Source organism: Microcoleus sp. AT3-A2, from assembly GCF_036705685.1.
Classification (GTDB): domain Bacteria; phylum Cyanobacteriota; class Cyanobacteriia; order Cyanobacteriales; family Microcoleaceae; genus Microcoleus.
In genome coordinates, this window is the sequence record NZ_JAUBVF010000024.1 from 26,518 (window position 1) to 51,460 (window position 24,943).

Here is a 24,943-nt window from a genome sequence, read left to right on the forward strand (position 1 = left end):
AGAGTTTTAGTAGAAATCTGCGTAATGTCTCCCAATGCGCGTGAAGCGAAGCTATCCCGAAGGGAATCGCCCCGTCCCAAAACCCGGCTGAGGCAATTTTTAATTAGACTTGCCATTGCTGTAATTGCTACTGTTATCGCCTTCAACCTTCCTCACTCCTTAATTCCAGTGTTTAAAGAATCCGTATCCCAAGCAACGCCGGCACCAGAAATCCAGAACTTGCTCGCCGGCAAGCGCAAAATTGTGATAGTGGGCGACAGCATCACCGAGGCAGGGAAATACCCCGGAGGTTACGTTTGGCTGCTGCAACGCTATCTGAATGCCGTTTATCCCGATCGCAAAATCGAAATCGTCAACGCCGGGATTGGCGGTAACAAATCGACTGATATGCAAGCGCGCTTCCAGAAAGATGCGATCGACCAAAAGCCAGATTTAGTGATGATTAATGTCGGAGTAAACGACGTTTGGCACGCTTTCTTCAACTTCCCAAAAAATCAGTTTTATCCGCAAGGCAACTTGCCCACGGGAGTGCCGCTGGCAGAATATCGGGATAAAATAACTCAAATGGTGCTGGCGGCAAAAGTCGCAGGAATTCGAGTTGTACTGCTTTCTCCTACTCCTATCGGCGAGATTCTCGACGGCCCAGAAAATCGCAGGTTGCAAGATTATATTGCAGCGATGCGAGAAATTGCGTTGCAGAATCAGTGCTTGTTTATCGATTTGAATGGGCCTTGTCGAGAAGTTATCGGCACGTATCAAAAGCACGCCGGCAAAACTCTGAATTTGTTAGCAGCAGATGGAGTGCACCCAAATCAATCGGGATATCGAATTATAGCTTTTACTATCTTGCGCGGTTTGGGCATACCCGCAAAGGATATTGAGAATTTAGAAGTCAAAAACTGAATCTTTGAATTTAGTTAACAGTTGACGGTTGACTGTTAACTGTTGACTGTTAATTGAAAGTATCCAAGGTAAAAGCCCCTGATTTATCTCTGGGCTAAATTATTCAAATCTAAAATCTAAAATCTAAAATCTAAAATCATTCAATCGGTGGATGATACCGCTTCAACCAACAGCTACCAATAATAACTAATGCCACCACAACTATAATTTCCGTCCAAAAAAACGAAAGGAAATCACTGGCAGTTCCCACCGGCGGCACCCCCGGTTGAGCATTGCGAATAGCGGGAAAAGCAAACAGCATCACAGCAGTCCAACTCAGCATTCCCACTTCCGGCAACTTCCCAGATTGCATCACTTTTAATGCTAGCAAAAGTGCCATAGTTGACAGCACCCACATGATGACAATAATCACTAAGGCAAAGAATTTTACCGGGATTGAGCGAGTTGCAGAAACATCAATATAAATAAAGATAGATGAATTCTCTTCCATCGGCTTATAACTGATGTCGAAACCAGGAACATCGGCATTAAACTTAAATTCCAACGGCACGGGATTCAGTTCAAATGGAGCAAACTTTTTACCAATCGAAGGCAGCGGATCAATCGAAATAGCTACTTTAGCAATGTGCCTATCAAATGGGTAATTGTTAATTTTTCCTTTGACTAAGTTAAACTTTAATGCAGGGACAATCATCGGTTTGCCTTCTTTAAAGGTAATTTCCGAATCCTGTACATTTGCGCCGTTAACTGTCATTAACAAGTCTTGCGCCGGGTAAGTTGGCCCTTTTTTATAAATACCTTTGAGTTCAAACTGCAAGCGGGCTTCTAATTCGTTTTTAATGGGGTCAACGGCAATTAATGTCATTTTTACCTCAACCAAACCTTTGGACGCGACCGCGCTTTCTGGAGATAAATTGTAAGGCTCTTGGGCGTTAGCATTGTGAGAGTAAATAGATAAGATAATTGCAAAACTTACGATGATACTGCTAATTAAGATAATTATTTTTTTAAAACTAAATGTGTTAATAGTTTGCATTTATTATGATATTTTACATCTTGAATATTTGTTAGCACTCCTGGCAATCCGCCAGGGGTTTAAACCCCTGGCTCATAGCTAAAGTCGGTTGAAACCGACTAAAAAAACTCGATCGATAATAAATGTTGGTTTTAGTCCTCTTTTAGAGGACTTTCGCTGTGAGCCGGGGGTTTAAACCCCCGGCGGGCTGTGGCGAGCGGCGCAAGAACCAGGCGAATCAACGGGTCACTACGAACCGATAGGAAGCAGTACATTTGGTGTGAAACTTCCGTGCAAACCGTAGGGAATGTGCTGTTTTAAATGCAAGCGCGCTAGGGGCCCTTTGGTGATGTCGCGAGCATCTAAAATCACTAAGGTCGATCGATGATTAGCTGCATCATACATTAAAACCAGCAGCCAGCCGTCATCCTCCGCAACAGCATCGGGACGGGTAACAAACACCGGTTCCCCCGCAAAACCACGCGGCGCGGCACTCCAAATTTGCCTTTCACCAGTCACAAAATCAATTTTGAGGATAGCTTGCAAAGGAGCATTTCCCGTGGGAGCATCAGCAGCACCGATATAAAGATATCGGTAAGGTTGTCCGACATTATTGGGATGCAAAGTCGGAAACTCGCAACACCGAGTTTCAACAACTTGATGCTGCACGGTTTTGTCTTGCAAATTTAACTTAAAGCGCCACAATTCGCCCGCTGGAATGCTGTCAAAATCAACCTCCAGAAAATCGGCGTTTCCTTCTACAGTTGGAAATGATTCGTAACAAACTGAATCTACAAAAACTTCGTCTCCTTCTTCCCATGCGTTGCAGTGGTGGAAGACAAAACAAGGTTCGGTTTCTAATATCTTCACCTCGTCAGTGCCGTTGCGGGGAATTAAAATTGCTTGCGTTGGCTTGTTTGGCGAAAATTGAATGCACTGGGATGCACTGCGAAATCCTAACAAGAAAGGCAGGGGATTGAAGCTGACGGGATTTTGGAAGAATATGCAGTAATTCGGGGTAATTACCATGTCGTGCAGGAAGGCAAAACCCGGTATTGCATGGGCGTGACGCTGCAAAAGTTTGCCGCTTTCGTCGAATTCGTAAATCGTGATGGTACTCGACAAACCGGGCTTGACAGAAAAGTTTACTAATCTGTCTCCTTTGCCATTTTTCCCTTTTTCAATTCTGGGGTGGGCGGCGAAGGCTTCACCGGGTTGTAAAATGCCGTCTAGGGTATCTAAGCCGAGTGTTTCTAGGGTGCGGGGGTCGAGTCTGTAGGGTGCTGCTGCTTCCCAAAGTGCTAGCAGTTTGTCGCCCCAATAAATGATGTTGGTATTGGCAATGTTTTTGATTTTGACATCAAAGATGTTGGCTAGCGGGCCCCCTGGCTTCTGTGTGCCGAAAACGCCTCGGTGGAGGATTTTTCCGGCTTTTTGTTCGGCGAGATAGCCTTCAGTGCGGACGAATCGGTTGCGGAAATGGGCGCGGCCTTCGGATATTGCGATCGCACAAATCATTCCGTCGCCGTCAAACGGGTGGTGGATGCGCTGGCCGTTGACATCCAACAATCCGGGCCCGTTGCGAAAGAATGTGCCTTGCAAGCCGGCGGGGATTTCGCCTTCTATGTTGTCAATCCAGTAGTCGGATTCGTTGGGTTGGGATTCGTAGCCGCGCTGCCAGTCTGTGCGATCGTATGATACGTTTTGAGCTGCGGTTTGAGGTTGAGAAATCTGTAAGTTTGGCATTGGTAGAATAAGCTTTTATTGATTTAACCGCAGAGAACACAGAGGGCGCAGAGAGAAGGAAAATCGGAGAATTGGGAAACACATTTAAATTCATCCGTCCGTGTCAAAATCCGTGTGTGCCTGCGTTTATTTGCTGTCTGCGGTGCGGCTTTGTGACCTTACTGTCGGTACTAAGTCGGGAAAGTATTCGGGCATGAAATGCTGTCCGCCTGGTTTGGAACTGCCGATTTCTGGTTCTAATACGGGAAGAGACTTTTGAGAATTTGGATCGGCGCTTTCTGTACTATCGGCGGGCAGCCAATTTAAGAAGGGTAGGGGCAGAAGTGTGGACAGGTTTGTGATGACAATTAGCAGCCAGAGGTTATCGAAATTGCGATCCGTAATTCCTAGCAAGTGGGTCAAAAGTGCGCCGCCTTCGTGGGAAATAAGTCCTGCTAAGTTGGTGACTGACATTAACACGGCAAATAAAGTTGCTTCGACGCCTGGGGGACACAATCTGGCGGAGAGTACGAGCACCGGCATATAAGCAATTTGTCCGATTACTGTCAGGATCAGGCTGTCTCCGATGCTGAACCATTGATCGTCAATTCCTAAAGCTCTGTTGGCATGAGTTACTAATAATAAAGTAGTCATGCCCAAAGCAGCCGCAAGGACGGTTGACCAGCCAAAAATTACTCGAAATGGAACTGTTTTGAGGAAGCGTTGAAATAGCCAGATGCCGGCGAGGGCTGCAATGCTGGTAACGAGGCGCACTCGGCCGAGAAATTCTGGTTGAAAGCCTAATTCGTTGGTGGTGAAAAAGAAGAAGGCGGAGTCTGAGCTTGGGGTGGCTTGCCAGAGGAAGAGAAAGGCGGTGGGCAGCCAAATTGTTTTTTGAGTAACAGCTTGCCGCAGTTGTTTGAATTGGTCTTTGACCGTTTCAAAGTCCGTTCTTTTGTTGGTTTTTTCTTCGGCAATTAACCAAGCTGTTGCTGATACAATTAGCGGGAAAGATGCGGTGATTAAAAATATTGTGTGGGTGCTGAAGTGTTGCAGCAGGGAACCGCTGAGGTAGGCGGTAATTAGTCCGCCGAGGGCTGAAGCGCCCCAAGACAAGGATTGCAGGGAACCGGCGTCGGTAACGGATTCTTTTCTGGCCCTTTCGACTACCAGGGAGTCGGCAATTACGTCGCTGACGGCGAGGGAGAGGGAACTCAGGGCGATCGCGCCTGTAGCGGCAAGTGGCGTGTGTACAATTGTTGCGAGGCTCACCCATGCTAAGGTTCCCAGTACCCCGGAGAGGACGATGTAAGGGCGTCTGCGGTAGCCGAATATCGGCAAGCCGTCGGACATGAAGCCGAACACGGGTTTGATAATCCAAGGCAGGGCTACGACGCCCAGCATTGCCGAGACTTCTGCCGGACTCATGCCGAGTTCGTCTTTAAGAAAGAAGCTGACGGCTAAGCGGGCGAGTCCGAGAATGCCTTGGACGAAGTAAATCAGTAAGATGGCTATGAGTTCGGGGGTTGGCTCATTCCCAAAGAATATTTTTTCTTTTAAAGATTCTTTGAGTTTGCTGACGCCGGAGGGGGAAACGAGCATTTGAGCAATATTTCTTAATGAATCTCAATATTTATAACACATTCTTAATGAGTTGGGGGAACTGTCGGAGGTGGGAGGCGAGAGTGGCGGGGATCTGGTAAGTGCTATAAAATTGTATTTATCTTGAATTTAAGCGTGTTTTGTAATAAAAAAAATAGAAAAACGAACCGCGAAGGCGCGTTAGGCGAAGCCGCGCATAAACCGTAGGACGCCAAGCAAGAGAAAGAAGAGAAAACTCACAACTGCTATCAGCTTTTTTATATGATTATTGACCCTAAAGATGTGCCGGAAATTACGGGTTCCAAGTACCCTCAGCAATTCCAATCTGCTGTTGCGGGGAGAGTTAAAAAACGCTTGGGCGATGCTGCCGGATTGCAGAATTTTGGGGTAAATTTGGTGAGACTTGCGCCGGGAAGTTGTTCTGCTCTCCGACATTGGCACACCCGGCAAGATGAGTTAATCTATGTTCTGGAAGGGGAAGTTACTCTGATTACAAATTCGGGAGAGCAAGTGCTGAAACCGGGTATGGCGGCAGGTTTTCGGGCGGGGGATTCAGATGGGCATCATTTAGTCAACCGCTCGAATGCAGATGTTGTTTATCTCGAAATTGGCGATTCCCTTCGGGATAGCTTCGCTTCACGCACTCCGGGAGATAGTGCCGAATATCCCGATGACGATCTAATTGCGAAAGCTAACGGGAATAGTTGGATTTTTACTCGCAAAAATGGCGAGGTTTATGAGAGTTGAAATTTTATGAGTTAAGTGAATCTTGGGACTTCGGCGGAACAGGCTTTGTGGTATAGCATTCATCATAAAAATGAGGTGTGATATACCAATACTCAGGACAGTTTTTTAGCAGCTAAAGTATCATATCATGTCCGATATATTAACCATAATGTCTCCGTCGGGGCGGGTTTTTGAGATAGTCAATTATTGGCAGGTATGGTTGGCTCACGGGCCCCTACAAGAATCGCGGTCGCTCGACCGGACATGATGTCATAAGATAAGATTGAAGGAAGATTAGGATGATTTTAAATCAAATCCGGGTCTAAATTTAACTTTTCAGTAAAGGTAGAAAGTAAGTTTTTAGTGAATTTCAGTCGTTTACAAGAACAGATTGAAAACACAAACGACTTGGCAGATGAATGATAACTATAGAGTTGATGTTTGACTCAATTTAAGGTAATAAGACTGGCATTAAAATGGAAATCAAGCCGTGGTAAATGACGAGCTTGACAATCAGACAATCCCGTAAATTGCTTGGCGTCACGAAAAATACAGCATATTCCATGTAGATGTAGATCGCGATCAACCGGGTTTTTTGAACAGAAGCAGTAAGGATGCGAGAACTGTCAAGAAACCCGGTTTCTGGGGTGTACTTCATAAACCTGGAATACGCTGTAATAGTGGGAATTATAAGGAGTGGTACAAGGAACACTTAGATAACACTATTTATCGTCCACTGATTGCTCAAATAGTGGAAAATTTGGAATCACAACAAGTCGGTAAAGGCTAAAGCTATGAAAGTAAGGGTTTGACTCTTGAGCGATCGCACCCTACCCCCTCAAAAAAGCGTGTAAAGCGCAGCTATCCCGCTCTTAATCCCTCGCTCAAGAGTCAAAAACGCCACCTCTAAAGCTGAGCTAGCTCTCATTTACTTTGCATATTGTAATTATCAACAAAAGCTATCATTTTTTCTCACTAGCTTTCCGCTGCTCCCTCCGGGTTTTACAGCAAAAGTTAAATACAGGTGAGCTTATCTGCACGGAGCGAAAAGTTTTGTTACAATAGGTAAGCTGTTACAAATCGTAACTTATGCTGGTTCCTATTTTAATAATTGACGTTGCCCTCGTTGCCTGGTCTTTGCACTTGATGCAAGAGGCGATCGCGCAACGGGAATTTTCACTAATGCTAGCCGGCACCCTAGTTGCGGTATCAGCCGCCGCTCTGCTAGTCGTGTACTTCCTCATGGGGTCTTGTTTGAGCCATTTAACCGAAATATCCCAACACACTTACTAGATCATAGTAGGGGATTGACGATTGTCCAGAAGCGAGGAGAGTTTTGTGAAAAAAAAGCCGAAAGCCTTGCCAGCCGAAGGCTCAAAACTAATTTCCCCAAAAAGCTTGACAAATATTGGTCAGTTAAGGCATGATTGAGAGCGCGAAAAGAAAGGGGAATTAGCTCAGTTGGTAGAGCACTACAATGGCATTGTAGGGGTCAGCGGTTCGAGCCCGCTATTCTCCATAAATCAAGATTAGGGATAAATTACTCGTGTATCTTTACTAGGGAAACGACACTGCCGTTTCCTCATCGGCGTGTACTTAGTCGTAGGGAAACAGCATTGCCGTGTCGTTAAATTCGATCGCGCCACACACCGCGACAACCAATTTTCCCGTAAAATCAAAACAGTCTACCCGCAACCAAAGCGCTACCTGTGGCAAAGTCAACTGAACCCAGCAATCCAGAGAGTCCGAGCCAACTTGCCCGCACGCCTCTGTACGACCTATCATTAGAACTCAAAGGCCGAATGGTGCCCTTTTCCGGGTGGGAGATGGCGGTGCAGTACGCAGGCATCAGCAGCGAACACCAAGCAGTACGCCAGCAAGCAGGAATGTTCGACATTTCCCACATGGGAAAATTTGGTTTGAGAGGGAAACAAGTAATAGAAAAATTTCAACCCTTAGTACCCTCAGACTTGAGCCACTTGCAACCCGGTCAAGCTCAATATACAGTCTTGCTAAATGCCAAAGGCTGCATCTTAGACGACATTATTTTCTACTGCCAAGAACCAGACCCTATCACTAGCGAAGAACGTGCAGTAATCATTGTCAATGCCGCCACTCGCATCGCAGACAAAGCATGGATCACCACTCACTTAGAATTGAGCGAACTCAGTTTTACAGACCTCTCCGAAGATAAAGTTTTAATTGCTATTCAAGGGCCAGAGGCTGTTAACTATCTCCAGCCTTTTGTGGAAGACAACCTCGCACCAATTAAGGCATTTGGTCACTTAGAAACAAACCTGTTGGGACAGCCGAGTTTTATCGCGAGAACTGGTTACACCGGCGAAGATGGGTTTGAAATCATGGTGGATGCCGAAGTAGGAAAAGAACTATGGCAAAAATTGTTAGATGCTGGCGTTGTACCCTGCGGTTTGGGTGCGAGAGATACCTTGCGTTTAGAAGCAGCAATGGCTCTTTACGGTCAAGATATCGACGACAATATCACGCCTTTAGAGGCTGGATTGGGTTGGGTTGTTCACCTCGACACCAAAGGCGATTTTATTGGTCGCGAGGTTTTGGAACAGCAGAAAGCGAGTGGAGTATCAAAGCGGTTGGTAGGGTTAGAAATGCAGGGGCGGCACATTGCACGCCACGGCTATCCGGTAATATTTGAAGGTGAAACAGTAGGAGAAGTTACTAGCGGTACATTATCGCCTACATTGAATCGTGCAGTCGCCCTTGCGGTTGTTCCGGCAAAATTAGCTAAAATCGGCCAGGAATTAGAAATCGAAATTCGCGGGAAAAACTATCCGGCTAGTGTGGTGAAAAAACCCTTTTATCGATCGCCAAACCGCCCGATTTAAATTAAGTAGGCAAGCCTTAATTCAGGGGCCGACTAGGAACAACGACAGAAAAAAAAGTGAAGTGTATGTGTTATTGTGGAACGGGCTTCTAGCCCGTTGCTCATCTTGGTCGAGAAGATTCATCTACTAGCTTAGCAAATTTTTGCAAAGTTGCAGCATAGCGATCGCCCGCCACATCCATCAAATCATTATGACCGGCCCCATCAACCCAAAAATTCACTTTCGGCTCGTTGGCGGTGGCAAACAACTGCTCTCCATGCCAAAAATGCACAACCTCATCAGCCTTACCATGAATCACCAAAACAGGCGATCGAACTTTGCCAATCTTATCAATATTCACAAACTTGTCAAAGGGTAAAAGCGGAATCCGCGTCAACACCCGAAAAGCCGAAACAAAGGCACTTTCAACAACCAAACCGCCGACTTTTTGCCGCGAAGCCAAATCAATTGCCGGCCCACCCCCCACAGAACGCCCGTAAAGAATAACTTGGTTTGCAGGTACTCCCAACTGTTGCGTTAAATAATTGTAAGCAGCCTCAATATCACGATAAGTATTATACTCAGAAGGCTTTCCCTGACTCGTGCCGTAACCTTGATAATCATAGGCAAACACAGCAAACCCGCTATCTCGAATCTCTCTGAGTAGCCACAAAATGCCGTCCAAGTCTTCCGCATTTCCGTGACTGTAAAGTATGGTATATTTAGCTTGCGGGTTAGGAAAATGAACAGTAGAAATTTTCACGCCATTAGCTGAGCTAACTTTGATAACTTCCCTGCTATCACTCTGACTAGATGGGGGAGGTTGAAAAATTAGCCGTTCTGAAAAAAAGAAACCGTAAAAACATAAAAATGCGTAAATAAAAATTATAGAGCGCATCAGTCGTTTGACAGAAAATTCTCCAAAAAGCAAGCGTTTAATATTTTTTCGGTTCCATTTAGTCATTACTAAAGGCTCATAGTTGAATAAGATTTAACTAATACTTTTTTATTGCGAGAAAAGACATGGCACTAACATACCCCGATGACTTGAAATACCTAGACACCCACGAATACATCCGACTCGAAGGCGAAATTGCCACCATCGGCATTAGTGCCTTTGCAGTTGACCAACTCGGCGATATCGTGTTTCTAGATTTGCCAGAAGTCGGTGCAGGGTTGGAAAAGGGCGAAGCTTTCGGTACAGTCGAGTCAGTGAAAGCGGTTGAAGACTTGAAAGCGCCAGTTACCGGTACAGTCGTAGAACGCAATGATGACATTATAGAGTCTCCCGAAAATTTGGCGGAAGACCCCTATGGCGCTGGGTGGCTGCTGAAAGTGCGCGTTGACAACACCAGCGACGCAGATGACGCTTTCTCGGCCCCGGAGTATCGCAAAATGGTGGAAGGGGAATAGGGAATAGGGAATAGGGCATGGGGCATAGGGCATAGGGTTCGTTGATAATTCCACAATCCGCCAGGGGTTGAAACCCACGGGGCTTTTAGCACAAGTCGTCTAAAGACGACTGAAATACCAAGCTGTTGCGGGGGGAGTTGCGATAAGTGCAGCTTAATCTACAGTCGCCGACCGACGACTTTAGCTATGAGACAGGGGTTTCAACCCCTGTCGGACTTGGATAGACGCAGAAAATCTTCCTGGTTTTCTTAGCAAAATGTTACAAACAAAGAAGCAAAAGTCTATTCAGGAGAATCCGCCTTGGTACTCTACAGCCCTCAACTTGAACCCAGTCAGCAGCAAAACCTTTCCTGCATCAATGGTTTTGCTGGCCGGCACATTGGCCCGACACCCAGCGAAATCCAGCAAATGCTCAATGTTTTGGGCATTTCCAGCCTCGATGAGTTGATTGACAAAACGGTTCCAGCGGCGATTCGCATTTCTCAACCCTTACAACTTCCCGCAGCGCAAAGCGAGTACAGCGCTTTGGCAGAATTGAAAGAAATTGCTGCAAAAAATCAGGTATTTCGATCGTACATCGGCACTGGATATCACGATTGCATAACTCCCCCGGTCATCCAACGGAATATCCTAGAAAATCCCGGCTGGTATACAGCTTACACTCCCTACCAAGCCGAAATTGCTCAAGGACGATTGGAAGCTTTACTGAACTTCCAAACCATGATAATTGACCTCACGGGTTTGGAAATTGCCAACGCTTCTTTGCTGGATGAAGGGACTGCGGCGGCGGAAGCGATGGCGGTGAGTTACGGCGCCAGCAAAAATAAGGCAAAAGCGTTTTTTGTTTCTCAAGATTGCCACCCTCAAACTGTGGAAGTGGTGCAAACTCGCGCTAAGCCTTTGGGAATTGAGGTAATTGTCGGCGACCATCAAAGCTTTGAGTTCGATCGTACAATCTTCGGCGCTCTCCTGCAATACCCCGCCACAGACGGCGCAATTTACGACTATACCGATTTTATTCGATCGGCACACGAAGTCGGCGCATTAGTCACAGTCGCCGCCGACATTTTGAGCCTTTGCTTGCTCACACCCCCCGGCGAATTCGGCGCGGATATAGCGGTAGGAAGCACTCAGCGCTTCGGAGTGCCGATGGGATTCGGAGGGCCCCACGCAGCCTATTTCGCCACACGAGAAGAGTTTAAACGGCAAGTTCCGGGGAGAATTGTCGGCGTTTCTAAAGATGCCAACGGCAAATCTGCTTTACGTTTGGCCTTGCAAACTCGCGAACAGCACATCCGCCGCGAAAAAGCAACCAGCAATATTTGTACTGCTCAAGTTTTGCTGGCAGTGATGGCGAGTATGTATGCTGTTTATCACGGCCCGTCTGGACTGAAAGACATTGCTGAGAAAGTATGGAGTTTAACAGCACTTTTGGCATCGGGTTTAAGAAGTTTCGGATACAAAATTGGTTCTCAACCTTTCTTCGATACTTTGCGGGTAGAATTGGGAGACAAACCCCTATCAGAACTTCTAGAAGCTGCTAAAGTTCGCAAAATTAATCTCCGAGTTTTTGATGATTCGACAGTGGGAATCACTTTAGATGAAACTGTTACCGTTGAAGATGTGCAAGAGTTGTGGGAAATTTTTGCACAGAATAAAGATTATATCAGAGCTGACGGGCAAAATGCTCTCAACATTCCGCTGGATGCCGACGCATTGAGTTCCTATTTGACCTTACCAGATTTTTGCGATCGCACCAGCAGCTATCTCGCACATCCAGTTTTCAACAGCTACCATTCAGAAACTGAACTTTTGCGCTATTTGCACCGTTTAGAAGCCAAGGATTTATCGCTAAATACATCGATGATTCCCTTGGGTTCTTGCACAATGAAATTGAATGCAACAGCAGAGATGATGCCGGTGACTTGGGCGGAATTTGGCAAGATACATCCTTTTGCACCCCGCGATCAAACTCGCGGCTATCAAATGATGTTCGTGCAACTAGAACAGTGGCTGGCAGAAATCACCGGTTTCGCGGGAATTTCTTTGCAGCCAAACGCTGGTTCCCAAGGCGAATACGCGGGCTTGTTAGTTATTCGTCAATACCACGAACACCGAGGCGAATCTCACCGAAATATCTGTTTGATTCCCCAGTCCGCCCACGGTACAAATCCGGCTAGCGCGGTGATGGCGGGGATGAAAGTAGTTGCTGTCGAGTGCGATTCTCAGGGCAATATTGATGTTGCGGATTTACATAAAAAAGCCGAGAAACACAAAAATGAACTAGCGGCGTTGATGGTAACATATCCATCAACTCACGGCGTTTTTGAGGAAGAAATTAAAGAGATTTGCGAGATTGTCCACAACTGCGGCGGACAAGTTTATATGGACGGCGCAAATATGAATGCTCAAGTTGGTTTGTGCCGCCCCGGTGATTTTGGTGCTGATGTTTGTCACTTAAATTTGCACAAAACTTTCTGTATTCCCCACGGCGGCGGCGGGCCGGGAATGGGGCCGATTGGGGTAATGTCTCATTTAGTAGAATTTTTGCCCAGTCATTCTATTCTTAACAGTCAACAGTCAACAGTCAACAGTCAACAAATATCAGTTGGTGCTGTTTCCGCAGCGCCTTGGGGAAGTGCTAGCATTTTGACTATTTCTTGGATGTACATTCGGATGATGGGAGGAGTGGGTTTAACTGAGGCAACAAAAGTAGCAATTCTTAATGCTAATTACATGGCAAAACGGTTACAATCTTATTATCCGGTCTTGTACAAAGGGAAAGCCGGTTTAGTGGCGCACGAGTGTATTCTAGATTTGCGAGCACTCAAAAAATCTGCGGCTATTGAAGTCGAAGATATCGCTAAACGGTTGATGGATTACGGCTATCACGCGCCGACGGTTTCTTGGCCGGTTGCTGGTACGGTAATGGTGGAACCTACCGAAAGCGAATCGAAGCAGGAATTAGACCGTTTTTGCGATGCGATGATTGCGATTCGAGCGGAAATTGCGGAGATTGAGAAAGGTAATGTTGACGCGCAAAATAACGTCTTGAAAAATGCGCCGCACACCGCAGAATCTCTGATGGTTGATGAGTGGAATCGTCCTTATACTCGATCGCAAGCGGCTTATCCGGCACCTTGGACTCGCGAATATAAGTTTTGGCCGGCGGTGGGCCGGATAGATAATGCGTTTGGCGATCGCAATTTTGTCTGTTCTTGTTTGCCAATGGAGGCTTACACTTAAGACTAAAATTTATGCTAAATCTCCTTTGGCTCTGAGTTTAGATCCCCCTCGCATCCCCCACATCTCCGTCTAGAGAGATGAACTTTGCGTAAAACTAGGTAATTTAGGAGATTTTTTCTCCTAAATACCTGTTTTAGGCTACCATAATGGGTGAAAGTAGTGTAATCCAATGCCTCCTAATGGGTAAAAACAATGTTAATTCAACTTACTATACAAAATTTCTTATCCTTCAGGGATGAAGTCACTTTTAGTATGGTGGGAGTTAATAGCGACCAACAGCATATAGATCACCTTGCTGAAGATGCAGCAGGAAAAGGGCGATCGATATTGCCAATTGGAGCAATCTACGGAGCAAACGCAGCAGGCAAGTCAAATCTGCTCGAGGCTATAAGTTTTGCCAAAAACTTAGTTGTACAGGGAACTCGCACCAGTGAAACTATCCCTGTTTCTCCATTCAAACTGGGTGATTATAGTAAGCAGCCTAGCAAGTTTGAGTTTATTTTTACGCACCAAGGGGCTCGATACTCCTACGGGTTTACATTAAATAGAGAGCAAATTTTTGAAGAATGGCTTTATGGAATCCCTGATGGCGGGAAGCTGGACGTGATGTACTTTGAACGGGTCACTTCATCAAAAAAAGAAACTACAGTAGAATATGGTTCAAAACTAAAAGGTAGTAAGAAACATCAACAGTTTCTCGATTTTATTGCACAAGGAACTCGCCCCAATCAACTTTTTTTGACAGAATCTCTTGAGCGAAATGTTACTGCTTTACAACCTATTTTTGACTGGTTCCGAAAAGTATTAAATATTATTCCAGCAGAAGCAGATTATACAGGCTTAGAAATGGGTGTACTCAGTGATGAATCATTCACGGACTTTCTGAGTGAGTTTCTGAAGTTTGCAGGAACAGGAATTGATTCAATAGTAACAGAGGAAGTAGAGTTAGATTTTGAGCGACACTTTCCAACTATGCCTAAAGTTGTAAGAGATAATCTTATTCAGGCCCTGAATCAAGCAGAAAAAAATTCAATGGTGATTGCGAACTTAAGAGGTACAAGATTTCTGGTCTTTAAGGACGATCAGAGTCAATTAACCTTGATTCAACTCAAAACTCGTCATCGCAGTGAAGAGGGAGAATTTATTGACTTTTCAATAGAAGAGGAATCAGAAGGAACTCAACGTCTCATTAATTTGATTCCTACTCTTTTTATTTTAAAACAAGAAGAAGAAAAAGTGATTTTCCTGGATGAACTTGATAGACGTTTGCATCCTCTGCTTTCTCGGAATTTTGTACAAGTAGCAATCAATTGTAGAGACAAAAAAAATCAACTCATTTTTACAACCCATGATACCAATTTGCTAGACTTAGATTTACTCCGACGTGATGAAATTTGGTTTGTTGAAAAGAGCGAACAAGGTGTGTCTAATCTTTACTCTTTAGCCGAATTCAAAATGAGACCCGATCTAAAAATTGAGAAAGGTTATTTGAATGGACGTTTTGGAGCTATCCCCTTCTTTGGAAATCCACAAAGTTTAGGCTGGCTTAATTGTGAAACCGATCTATCCGTGATAACTAAATAATAGCAATGGCAAAAATTAAGCGAACAAAATTATTAGATCGCGAACACGATCGGAGAGATGCAAAACTATTTATAGTTGCTACGGAAGGTAAGGAAACTGAAAAGCAATATTTTGGGATGTTTAATAGCACCAGAATCAAAGTGGAGATATTAGCAACTACAGAAGATGGTAAGTCCGCCCCTGAATATGTTTTAGAACGTTTAGATAAATTCAAAGAACGATACGATCTAAGTAAGGATGATATGCTTTGGCTGGTTTCTGATAGGGATCGTTGGGGGGACAAAAAATTGAGTTCTGTCTGTAGTGAAGCTAGGCAAAGAGGTTATTATTTAGCTATTAGCAATCCTTGTTTTGAAGTATGGTTAACTTTACACTTTGAAGATATTAATACTCAGGAGGAGAAGACTTGCAAGTGCGATGAATTCAAGAAAAGACTCCGAAGAATTTTAGGAAGTTACAATGGTAGCAATCTGGATATCTCTGCTTACCAGCCACATACTAAAGATGCAATAAATCGAGCGAAAAATCTACATCCAAGTTCTCAGCAAGATTGGCCACCAACACTAGGAACCCATGTCTATAGACTTGTTGAGATTCTGCTGAAAAGCTTGGGTAGTGACTGCTGACTTCAACATCTTCTATAATGTGAATAAGAGATTAGCATAATTTAATTAACATTTTTCGATCGCACAAGCAGTTTTTAGACCAGATCAAAATGAATGCAGGATTTTTGTGGCGATCGCCCTAAAATAAGCCGCGGGCGATCGTCCGTCCGAGCGATTTACGTCTCAGCGCCGGCCGATTTTAGGCAACTTATCCCGCTAATTCTATCAATTTGGTTGCCATTCCAAAGGCTTAATCCCCAATCCCGCTTAAATATCCCCACTTCTTCTTAGTCCCCCTCTGCTCGGACGAAAGTGCGTGTAGGATTGGTTTCAACCGCCTCGTAGAAAAGGGGGTTTAAACTATTAAGCATCGACCATCCAAGCAATACACTGTTGCATTTGCTCGCGCATTGTTTCTCGATCGGCATTATACCTGCGGCCGTGTCCCGGCAACACCCATTCAAACGAGTAATTAGCCAAATTCTGCATAGATTTGATTTGTTCTGGCCAAGAATACCAACAGACTTCGCGAAAGCCAACTAGCTGCTGCAAACTTTCCGACCAAGCAAGATGATCGCCGGTGAACAAAAACTTGTTATTGTACAGCAAAACTGTATGACCTTTCGTGTGACCGGGTACAGAAATAATCAACAAATCATCTGCGATTTGATGCGGTTCGCTACCAGACAGTTGAATTTCTACACTGCGAGTACCAGCGTTAATTTCGTCAGCGTGGAGAATGCGATCGCACCCAAAATGATCGTGGTATTGTTGATGATCTGCCACATCGTCGCGGTGAGTTAAGTACAGATAGCGAATGCCACCCATTGCTTCTATGTTTTTGACTAGCGGCGGCACAAAACGGGGAGAATCAACTAAAATGTTTCCTTCTGGACGGACAATTAAATAGCTGGCTGCGGCGTAGGATTTCTCTGAGTGGTAGCCACAGTGATAGACATTTTCTGCTACGAGTGCGGGTAACAGTTGCTGGGCTTGTTTGATGCTTTTGGGTTTTTCTACAGTGCCGATCGAACTGGTGGGACAAGACAAAAGAGCCGCGAGCGATCGCATTTCTTCAGTTTCATTAGTTGGCTGGTGGTAAACCGCAGACTGTTCTCCCGCTTGACCAAATACTTCAGGTGCCATCCACCGACAAGTATCACAGTCAATGCAGGTACTGTCTACATAAAAGTTACCATTAATATTTTCAGAACGCCTCCGATTAATGTTAGCCATTTTTCTACCTCTTAATAACCCCTATAAATTATGGTAACTTACTAGAACGACTACCCCCGACATCCCGCCGGAGGTTTAAATCCGTCTCACAGCAAAAGCCGGTTAAAACCGACTAATAATTACTCCTTATTTATTCACAATAATTTAGTATCAGTCCTATGCAAGAGGACTTTCACTTTGAAGCAGGGGTTTTAGCCCCTGCCGGACTCTTGCTTCTGCGTGCAAGATCTAAGTTTCAATCAACAATTCTACTGCTGCTGATCCGCTGGAAAAGCACCCGCTTTCACCGCCACAGTAACAGGTTGTCCGCCGCGGCTCAATTCAAGCTGCAGCTCGCTGCCCACTGTACTTTTCTCGACAATTTGCTGTACGCTGCCAGCATCGCTGACTTCTGCACCATTGATTTTCTTGATCACATCGGCAACGCGAACTCCAGCTTGTGCCGCCGGAGAATTTTTGCCAATTCCCAGAACTAACACGCCTTTATCTTCAGTCAGCCTCAATTTGGGGTTGGGATTTTTATTGAATTCTGCCTTGATTTCGGGAGTAATGCTCAACATCCGAACGCCGAGATAAGGATGTTCGGCTTTTCCTGCTGTTACTAATTGGTTGGCAATTTGTTGTGCTCGATCGATCGGAATCGCAAAACCCAATCCTTGAGCGCCTTGAATAATCGCCGTATTCATACCGATAACTTGACCGCGCTGGTTCAGCAGCGGGCCGCCTGAATTGCCGGGATTGATCGCAGCGTCGGTTTGAATAAAGCTGACGCGCTTGTCGGGAACGCCGACATCGGCGCTAGAACGGCCTGTAGCGCTAATAATTCCCACAGTCACAGTATTGTCCAAACCGAGGGGATTGCCGATCGCGATCGCCCATTCTCCCGGCTGTAACTCTTCAGATTTGCCCAAACTCACCACAGGCAAATTGTTAGCTTCGATTTTAACAACAGCCACATCAGTAACTGTATCTACCCCTAAAACTTTACCGACAAATTCGCGGCCATCCTTCAGTTTTACCGTCACCGTATCCGCGCCATCAACAACGTGAGCGTTAGTCAAAATGCGGCCATCGGAACCAAAAACAAAACCCGAACCCGAACCCCGTTCTACCCGATTTCCCGGTTGAATGGGAGATTCTGAACCGAAGAAGCGGCGGAATTGCTCGGGTATCTCATCTGGAACTTGGTTCGGCACCGTGCGAGACGAATTGATCCGCACCACTGCCGGGCCGACTTCCTGCACAACTTGAGTCACAAAATTAGAGTCTTGAGAGGGCAGTATATTTGCAGGCAATGCTGAGATTGGCGCTGCATTTGCCGGTTCAGCTTTGATGGCGTTAGAACTTCCAGGAACTTGAGAAGTTAGGGCGTTGCACCCAACAGTTGCGGTGGAGCCGAGCAAAACAAGGGATAAAAAAGCCAGTTTTTTCGGCAACGAAAAACGGCGATAACGCACAGTTGCAGTAGGCATATTTTTGGTTGACATAGTATTGATTTGGTGGGAGTTAGAGCGAGAGTTATAATTAGGGTTTTGCATTTTTAGCACTTACTGGAATTAAGTTAGAACTAAAGACTCTTTAATTTTAATTCAAGCATTTGTGATATCTGCTTGACTGGTGTGGTTTACCCTACAAGGTGGGGTAGAAACCGGACAGTCGCAGGCAAATTGTTTGTGGATTCCAGCTTTTGAGTGCGATCTAACTGGGTCTGCACTGGCGAATTGCCGCTTGAGTGCGATAATACAAACTACGCTAGCCAGCTCGCATATTCCGCATTTCCCGCGAACTTTTCACAGGATTGATATCCGAAGTCAACAACAATCTTGCACTCAAAAAAACCAGGATTATACGCAAAATCTTCGTTGTGAGCGATCGACGTTAACGTAGAAACGGAGTTTTTGACCCCGCCTGCATCCAGGAAGGATAGCAGCTAAAGAACCGGAAAGCCTCACCCTAAAGCAGGAAGTAAAAAACCTGTAAAGCCTCAAGCTAAAGTACCAACTAAACCTAAGTCAAAATAGCCTGCAAAAACTCTCTTCAAATCTAAAATTTGAACCTCTGGAATAATTTTATTCCTCCAGAGGTTCAATGGAACTAAGCGAATCGATTTTCCTCGACTTGTTCCTCGAACTTTCCAAAATATCAACAGTATTCTTAATAAAACCAGCCATCGGCACAGCAACTAACAAACCTGCTACTCCCGCTACCTTAACCCCCACCAGCAGCGCCACTAAAATCCACACAGGATTGAGACCGATAAAACCGCCTAATAACCGAGGAGCAACCCCGCTTTCAATTATTTGCTCAATTACTGTAGCGACAGCTAAAACTGTGACGCCGAGCCAAAAATTGTTTAATGTGATCAGCAAACTGACAATGCAAATACTGAAAGGTGCCCCGAAGGGAATCATAGTCATTACACCCACACCCAAACCGAACAGAAGTCCGAAGGGAACTCGCATAATTAAAAAAGCAACAGTGATAGACAGTCCCATCAAACCCGCCAAAGTTGCTTGCCCGACGAAGTAGTTGTGGAAGCTTCGCGCCAGCAACTCTCGCAATTGAAGGCTCAGCTTGGAGGGAAACCATTTAAACAATCCTTCCCATACGCGATCGCCGTGCAAGAGCAAGTAGAATGTCACGACTATTGTGAGGAGGAAATTCAACAGACTGTCTGCAGCACCCAAACCAAATCTGAGAATTTCGCCAGTGAGAGACTGCAATTGAAATGAAAGTCGATCGCTCAATTGGGTTGTCAAACCGCTGACATCAATGCGGAGATTACGATTTTCCGCCCAATTGTGGAATGCTTCAATCTGTTCTGTTCCAGAAACTATCCAAGTCGGCAGTCGGGTGGCGAGATCAGTGATTTGGTTTAGGAGAATCGGGGCCAGAGTGAGACCTAAAACCACCAATAGCAGTAAAGTCAAAAACAATACCGACAAAACTGCTCGATCGCGCTTCAAGCCGTATCTGTGCAGAAAGCGCACTGGATAATCTAGCAAAAAAGACAGCACTGTAGCCACTACCAAAACTGTAATCAGGGCGCGAAAATATTCAAAGACTAGGAGGGCTAACCAGCAGTTGAGTACCGCTAGGGGAAATACCAGTCCGTAAGTCCACCACTGCGGCAGTTGAGTGAAACGTCTCATCTAAGTTAACCGAGTTAAAATTTGAGATTCAAGATGTGAGATTGACACTGCTATTCGCCCTTCTCCGTTAACCATCTTATAGTGCATTTATTTACACCCGACTGCTTAAAATTCCCACTTGCTCGACTAGCAGCGGAAATCGGGTTGCTGGCAGGCAGTGCCTGCCACAACTATGTTATATCGTTTCCGCTGGTATGGATATATTACCTGCGAAAATATTTTATTTTCGGTTGGCACGGCAGCGGTTTACAACTCGCCATTCAACCTTTTTCCCCGTGCCGTTCGAGAGATAATTGAATTAAACGGTCTACTAATTCAGGGAAAGAAATGCCGTCCGCTGCCCACATTTGCGGATACATACTGGTAGCTGTAAAGCCGGGGAAAGTGTTGATTTCGTTAATCAAAACTTCTCCGGTTGATTCAATGTAGAAAAAGTCTACTCGCGCTAAACCTGCCGCGTCTATAGCCAAAAATGCTTGCACTGCCATTTCTTGGATTTGCGAGACGATCGCACCGCTGACTTTTGCCGGGATTGAGCAGTCGGCTTGTCCCTGGGTATATTTAGTTTCGTAGTCGTAGAAATCGCTTTGAAAAGTAATTTCTCCCACCGTTGAAGCTTGGGGATTATCGTTACCCAAAACTGCACATTCTAATTCTCTAGCAACCACACCCGCTTCGACAATTATCCGCCTGTCGTAGCTGGCGGCGCTGTCGAGAGCTGCTTCTAATTCAGCGCGCGATCGAGCTTTAGAAATTCCCACAGACGATCCCAAATTCGCTGGTTTGACAAAGCAAGGATAGCCCAAACTTGCTTCAATTTTGTCGCACAGTTTGGGGAAAACGCAAGGATTAGACCAGATTTCGGAACGGTTGACAGCGACATATTTTACCTGCGGCAAACCAGCCTGAGCAAAAGCCATTTTCATCGCAATTTTATCCATTCCCAGCGCTGAACCTAAAACGCCGGAACCGACAAAAGGAACTTGCAATAATTTCAGCAATCCTTGCACCGTACCGTCTTCACCGTTTGGCCCGTGCAAAACAGGGAACCAAACATCTACAGCATTAAAATTAGGAAACTGTCCAGCGGGAGAGTCGTTTTGTGCTGTTTGTTCCTCTATTTCCAGAGGTTTTCCGGTGGCTAAGACTTGTTGAGGTAATGTTCCCGACAGCCAGCGGCCGTTTTTTTGGATGTAAAAGGGCAGAACTTCGTATTTAGAGGCATTTTCCTCCGCAGCGAGGGCACGTGCGATCGCCCGCGCCGAACTAATTGAGACTTCGTGTTCGCCCGATCGCCCCCCGAACAATAGCCCGATCCGCATCGTTGTCATTTTTCACTACTCCTAGGACTTTTCGACAAATATACACGCAGAGAGCGCAACTAAGGCACATACGAACCGCTTTAAGACTACTTATCTCCTCCCTTCCACTCTTCCTCTGTGTCCTCTGCGCTCTCTGCGGTAAAAAAAATTACATCTTCTTAGAAAAGTTCACAAGTAAGCCGTCCCCTAATCTCATTCCGGTGCTATTTAAAGCATTTCCCCCGTCAAACTAAAAGCGCGAATATCTGTAATTTTAACCCGCACAATTTTACCCGCCAATTCAGCAATATCGCCCTTAAAAAATGTGAGACGATTGCCGCGAGTGCGCCCCATCACCTGAGTTGGATCTTTGAGATTCTGGACTTCCACCAAAACCTCTTCAGTGCGTCCGAAATAGCGCTGCGATCGTTCCATCGCCGTTGTTGTCACTACATGATTGATTCGTTGCAGGCGATCGGCTTTCACCTCCTCAGTCAACTGATTTTCCCACAAAGCCGCCGGCGTCCCAGGGCGAGGCGAATAAGCCGCAGTATTCACCAAATCGAAACCAACATCTTCGATCAACTTCAGAGTCTTCTCAAACTGCGCTTCCGTCTCACCGGGAAAGCCGACAATCGCATCCGCAGTAATCGAAGCATCCGGCATATAACGGCGAATTGTATCAATAATCCGGCGATATTTTTCCTGAGTATAACCGCGCGACATCGCCTTCAAAATATCATTATCTCCCGACTGAAAAGGAATGTGGAAATGTTCGCAAACCTGCGGTAATTCAGCACAAGCCTTAATCAATCTTTCCGTAAAATAGCGCGGGTGGCTAGTAGCAAATCTGAGGCGATCGACACCAGGCACATCCTGCACAAAATAAAGCAAATCCGTCAAAGTATGCTGGTTGCTGCCGTCCGGTTTTGTCCCCGGCAAATCGCGTCCGTAAGCATCAATATTTTGCCCCAACAAAGTTACTTCTTTGTAACCTTGACGGCCCAAATCCTCCATTTCCGCGCGAATTGCCTCCGGCATTCGCGACTGTTCAACCCCGCGAACATTCGGGACAACACAATAAGTGCAGCGTTCATTGCAGCCGTAAATTACATTCACCCAAGCAGTCACCTTGCTGTCGCGGCGCGGCTTAGTAATATCCTCCATAATCTCAACAGCTTCAGTCGCCACCACTTGATTGCCCTCAAAAACTTGTTCCAGCAAATCTTCAAGTCGGTTAGCGTGTTGTGGCCCCATTACTAAGTCTAATTCCGGCACTCTCCGCAGCAGCGCTTCACCTTCCTGCTGCGCGACGCATCCAGCTACAACTAAAGTTAAACCCGGTTCTTGGCGCTTGCGATGAGCTTGCCTTCCGAGGTTAGAATAAACTCTTTGTTCGGCATTATCGCGAATCGTGCAAGTATTGTAGAGAATCAAGCTAGCTTCGTTCGGGTCTTCCGAGAACTCAAAGCCCATATTTTCCAGAATGCCGGCCATCCGTTCCGAGTCGGCTTTATTCATCTGGCATCCGAAAGTAGTGATGTGATAGCGGCGGGGTTTAACGGTCATGGCGAATTGCAGGCAATAAAAAATATAGGTTTTCAACCTTAACCAACTATTATATAACAAGTGTAAACCATTTGTGAATTTTTCTTTTTATTAGTTCATTTAAACAACGGCTTTCACCAATCTCTAGCTTGTGTGAGGCGCAACGATTAACTGTTACATGGGGCTAGAAAGCCGATTTCTACGAGTTTTGGGATTAGTCACGACAAATCTAGCAATAAACCGGGTTTCTGAAATACTCTTGCGCTTATTTATCTATTTATTTTGTCTGTAAAAACTGTAAAATTGTTTTGGCAACACCTTGTGCAGCCAAATAAGGAACTCCATTGCCAACAGTTTTAAACATATTAGTCAACGTCATTTTGGCTGGCAGTGCAAAATCTTTTGGCAGTGACTGAATAGCCAGTGTTTCTGCAACAGAAAGTCGGCGAAGTTTGTAAGGGTGCAAGTGAACTTCGTTATTGCCGTAACAAGCTGTTGGCGAATAACGCCATCGATGCAATCGCTTGAAAGATTTTTTTGAATCATCTCCTTCATCAACGGAAGCAAACCGCTTAAGGCCTGCTTTGGGTTGGAAATAGTGTTTGGCATTGGGATGGTTGAGAACGTCATTTTTTTGGAACCAAAATTCTACCGTTAAATCTTGGGGAATGCCATCAGGACAAGGCACGAAACCATCACCTGCAAAGGCCGTTCTATCAGGCCAAGGATGAGAAAAAATTTCTGATTTGGGATATAATACCTGACTTTGCCAAGGAAATAAACTTTCGGCTAACATTTGGCTTTTCTCCTCTAGGGAAATGCCCAGATTTCTGACAAGGTTTTTTCTAAATCCAATCAAAAGAATTCTCTCCCTATCTTGCGGGACACCGTATTCTATCGCATTAATTAAACGTTCGGCAAAAACGTATCCCGACTCATACAACTGATTTTTGAGTTCGTCGTAAAAAGCTTTATGTTTTTTGGTTCTCCACAAACCTTTGACATTTTCAAATAAAAAGAAATCTGGCTGCTGCTGACAAATCAATTCAATGTAGGAAGCTGAAAGTTGACCTTTATCTCCTTCCCCACCTCGGTTTTTGCCACCAATAGAAAAGTCAGGACAAGGCGGCCCCGCGATAAATCCCACAATATCGTGATGCTTGCGGGCATCCTGCATTAATTCCCGCAGCCGAAAAGCTGGTTCTCCCCCTACAAGTCGAGTTACATCTGCTTCCTCTCTTTCGCAATATCCGTATTCTGGTAGTGGCAAATTCATGCACTGCCGAGAATAGCGGTATGCTTGCATGAAAGGTGGGAAAATTTCATTGACATACGCTACATTAAAGCCGATCGACTCAAAGCCCAAATCGAGGAAGCCTGAACCTGAAAAAAATGAGAAAATACAGGGGATGGGGAATTGGGAATTGGGCATGGGGAATTGGTAATTGGTAATTGACCGGGGCGGGGCTGGTTTATGAGATTATTAATTTGAGGCGATTATTATTTATAAAACCAGCCCCTACAGGCCTCACAAAAATCACACAATATTATTACAACCATTGACCGCCTCGGAAACGCCAGTGGGGAAACAAAATCCGCATTACTGTTTGCGATGCCAGATAAATAGCCAGCCATACAAAACTATAATGTAGAGCAAAAGCTCCTAAATCAAAGTCTAGCAGCGGTATCCCCGGTAAACCGATAGTTTTGATTAATAGCAAGACAAAAAGTGCTTCCCAAATCCCAGCGAGCAATTGAAATGCGCCGGGCCAATCTCGATCCCAGCGGTACTGCTGGATGTAGATATATAAGGCATCCCAGCCGATGCCAAAAATCGCTACATACCCTAAAATCCCGAAAAATATCGAGCCTGATTTACCAGCGATTAAACCGAGAAAAAATGGCAGTGTTACTAAAACGCCGACTGTTGCAAATAATAAAATTCGAGTTTGCCATCGACCAAATAAGGTGGGAGTCATTCGATTTTTGATTTTAGATTTTGGATTTTAGATTGAATGGCAAAATTGTTCGCTTTTGAATAGAGATT

The 24,943-nt window shown here is 45.3% G+C and carries 21 protein-coding genes and 1 tRNA gene; 9 read left to right on the top strand and 13 right to left on the bottom strand.

Features of this window, described 5'->3' with window-relative positions:
• Positions 1–24 precede the first annotated feature (24 nt).
• Positions 25–903, top strand: a complete 879-nt coding sequence (locus QUB37_RS15420; RefSeq protein ID WP_333163379.1) for an SGNH/GDSL hydrolase family protein — start codon at positions 25–27, stop codon at positions 901–903.
• A gap of 136 nt (positions 904–1,039) precedes the next feature.
• Here the strand turns inward: QUB37_RS15420 and QUB37_RS15425 are convergent, their stop codons facing one another.
• The 3 genes from QUB37_RS15425 to QUB37_RS15435 all read right to left on the bottom strand — a co-directional run bounded on the left by QUB37_RS15425 (position 1,040) and on the right by QUB37_RS15435 (position 5,245).
• Complete coding sequence (locus QUB37_RS15425) at positions 1,040–1,939, bottom strand: DUF4436 family protein (RefSeq protein ID WP_333163381.1); 900 nt, start codon at positions 1,937–1,939, stop codon at positions 1,040–1,042.
• Positions 1,940–2,167: 228 nt separating this feature from the next.
• Positions 2,168–3,664 carry a carotenoid oxygenase family protein gene (locus QUB37_RS15430; RefSeq protein ID WP_333163383.1) on the bottom strand — a complete coding sequence of 499 codons (1,497 nt, stop codon included), beginning with the start codon at positions 3,662–3,664 and terminating at the stop codon, positions 2,168–2,170.
• 126 nt (positions 3,665–3,790) lie between these two features.
• Positions 3,791–5,245: a folate/biopterin family MFS transporter gene (locus tag QUB37_RS15435; RefSeq protein WP_333163385.1), complete on the bottom strand. Its 1,455-nt coding sequence runs from the start codon at positions 5,243–5,245 to the stop codon at positions 3,791–3,793.
• Between the two features lie 261 nt (positions 5,246–5,506).
• Here QUB37_RS15435 and QUB37_RS15440 point away from each other — a divergent pair, with 261 nt between their 5' ends.
• On the top strand, positions 5,507–5,992 hold the full coding sequence (locus tag QUB37_RS15440) for a cupin domain-containing protein (protein ID WP_333163387.1): 486 nt from the start codon (positions 5,507–5,509) through the stop codon (positions 5,990–5,992).
• A 430-nt stretch (positions 5,993–6,422) separates the two neighbouring features.
• Here QUB37_RS15440 and QUB37_RS15445 read toward each other — a convergent pair whose 3' ends face one another.
• Entirely contained in the window at positions 6,423–6,629 is a 207-nt protein-coding gene (locus tag QUB37_RS15445) for a hypothetical protein (RefSeq protein WP_333163389.1), read from the bottom strand.
• Between the two features lie 431 nt (positions 6,630–7,060).
• Between QUB37_RS15445 and QUB37_RS15450 the strand changes: the two genes are divergently transcribed.
• Together QUB37_RS15450 and QUB37_RS15455 are read left to right on the top strand one after the other, a co-directional pair.
• Entirely contained in the window at positions 7,061–7,264 is a 204-nt protein-coding gene (locus QUB37_RS15450) for a hypothetical protein (protein WP_333085722.1), read from the top strand.
• Positions 7,265–7,417: 153 nt separating this feature from the next.
• Positions 7,418–7,490, top strand: a tRNA-Ala gene (locus tag QUB37_RS15455).
• A gap of 77 nt (positions 7,491–7,567) precedes the next feature.
• Here QUB37_RS15455 and QUB37_RS15460 read toward each other — a convergent pair.
• The gene (locus QUB37_RS15460; protein ID WP_333163391.1) at positions 7,568–7,693 is read right to left on the bottom strand and encodes a hypothetical protein; all 126 of its coding nucleotides are present in this window, start codon (positions 7,691–7,693) and stop codon (positions 7,568–7,570) included.
• On the opposite strand from QUB37_RS15460, the gene gcvT reads away from it, so the two are divergent.
• Complete coding sequence (gene gcvT / locus QUB37_RS15465; RefSeq protein ID WP_333163393.1) at positions 7,681–8,832, top strand: glycine cleavage system aminomethyltransferase GcvT; 1,152 nt, start codon at positions 7,681–7,683, stop codon at positions 8,830–8,832. The genes QUB37_RS15460 and gcvT overlap by 13 nt on opposite strands.
• 100 nt (positions 8,833–8,932) lie before the next feature.
• Here gcvT and QUB37_RS15470 read toward each other — a convergent pair whose 3' ends face one another.
• Positions 8,933–9,775 (bottom strand): alpha/beta hydrolase, encoded by an 843-nt coding sequence (locus QUB37_RS15470; RefSeq protein WP_333163395.1) that lies wholly within the window; start codon positions 9,773–9,775, stop codon positions 8,933–8,935.
• 59 nt (positions 9,776–9,834) lie between these two features.
• On the opposite strand from QUB37_RS15470, the gene gcvH reads away from it, so the two are divergent.
• From gcvH to QUB37_RS15490, 4 genes are all read left to right on the top strand, one after another.
• On the top strand, positions 9,835–10,224 hold the full coding sequence (gcvH, locus tag QUB37_RS15475; protein WP_333163397.1) for a glycine cleavage system protein GcvH: 390 nt from the start codon (positions 9,835–9,837) through the stop codon (positions 10,222–10,224).
• Between the two features lie 300 nt (positions 10,225–10,524).
• The gene (gcvP, locus tag QUB37_RS15480; RefSeq protein WP_333163399.1) at positions 10,525–13,470 is read left to right on the top strand and encodes an aminomethyl-transferring glycine dehydrogenase; all 2,946 of its coding nucleotides are present in this window, start codon (positions 10,525–10,527) and stop codon (positions 13,468–13,470) included.
• Between the two features lie 192 nt (positions 13,471–13,662).
• Positions 13,663–15,054: an ATP/GTP-binding protein gene (locus QUB37_RS15485; RefSeq protein ID WP_333163401.1), complete on the top strand. Its 1,392-nt coding sequence runs from the start codon at positions 13,663–13,665 to the stop codon at positions 15,052–15,054.
• 5 nt (positions 15,055–15,059) lie between these two features.
• Positions 15,060–15,680: an RloB family protein gene (locus QUB37_RS15490; protein ID WP_333163403.1), complete on the top strand. Its 621-nt coding sequence runs from the start codon at positions 15,060–15,062 to the stop codon at positions 15,678–15,680.
• A 342-nt stretch (positions 15,681–16,022) separates the two neighbouring features.
• Here the strand turns inward: QUB37_RS15490 and QUB37_RS15495 are convergent, their stop codons facing one another.
• The 7 genes from QUB37_RS15495 to QUB37_RS15525 all read right to left on the bottom strand — a co-directional run bounded on the left by QUB37_RS15495 (position 16,023) and on the right by QUB37_RS15525 (position 24,875).
• A complete protein-coding gene (locus QUB37_RS15495) occupies positions 16,023–16,895 on the bottom strand; it encodes an MBL fold metallo-hydrolase (RefSeq protein ID WP_333163405.1) in 873 nt (290 codons plus the stop codon).
• 248 nt (positions 16,896–17,143) lie between these two features.
• Entirely contained in the window at positions 17,144–18,382 is a 1,239-nt protein-coding gene (locus tag QUB37_RS15500) for an HhoA/HhoB/HtrA family serine endopeptidase (RefSeq protein ID WP_333163407.1), read from the bottom strand.
• A 582-nt stretch (positions 18,383–18,964) separates the two neighbouring features.
• Positions 18,965–20,047 carry an AI-2E family transporter gene (locus QUB37_RS15505; RefSeq protein ID WP_333163409.1) on the bottom strand — a complete coding sequence of 361 codons (1,083 nt, stop codon included), beginning with the start codon at positions 20,045–20,047 and terminating at the stop codon, positions 18,965–18,967.
• A 260-nt stretch (positions 20,048–20,307) separates the two neighbouring features.
• A complete protein-coding gene (locus QUB37_RS15510) occupies positions 20,308–21,378 on the bottom strand; it encodes a D-alanine--D-alanine ligase family protein (RefSeq protein WP_333163411.1) in 1,071 nt (356 codons plus the stop codon).
• Positions 21,379–21,576: 198 nt separating this feature from the next.
• Positions 21,577–22,917 carry a tRNA (N6-isopentenyl adenosine(37)-C2)-methylthiotransferase MiaB gene (gene miaB / locus QUB37_RS15515; RefSeq protein WP_333163413.1) on the bottom strand — a complete coding sequence of 447 codons (1,341 nt, stop codon included), beginning with the start codon at positions 22,915–22,917 and terminating at the stop codon, positions 21,577–21,579.
• A 256-nt stretch (positions 22,918–23,173) separates the two neighbouring features.
• Positions 23,174–24,328 (bottom strand): DNA cytosine methyltransferase, encoded by a 1,155-nt coding sequence (locus tag QUB37_RS15520; protein ID WP_333163415.1) that lies wholly within the window; start codon positions 24,326–24,328, stop codon positions 23,174–23,176.
• Between the two features lie 118 nt (positions 24,329–24,446).
• Entirely contained in the window at positions 24,447–24,875 is a 429-nt protein-coding gene (locus QUB37_RS15525; RefSeq protein WP_333163417.1) for a hypothetical protein, read from the bottom strand.
• Positions 24,876–24,943: the final 68 nt, after the last annotated feature.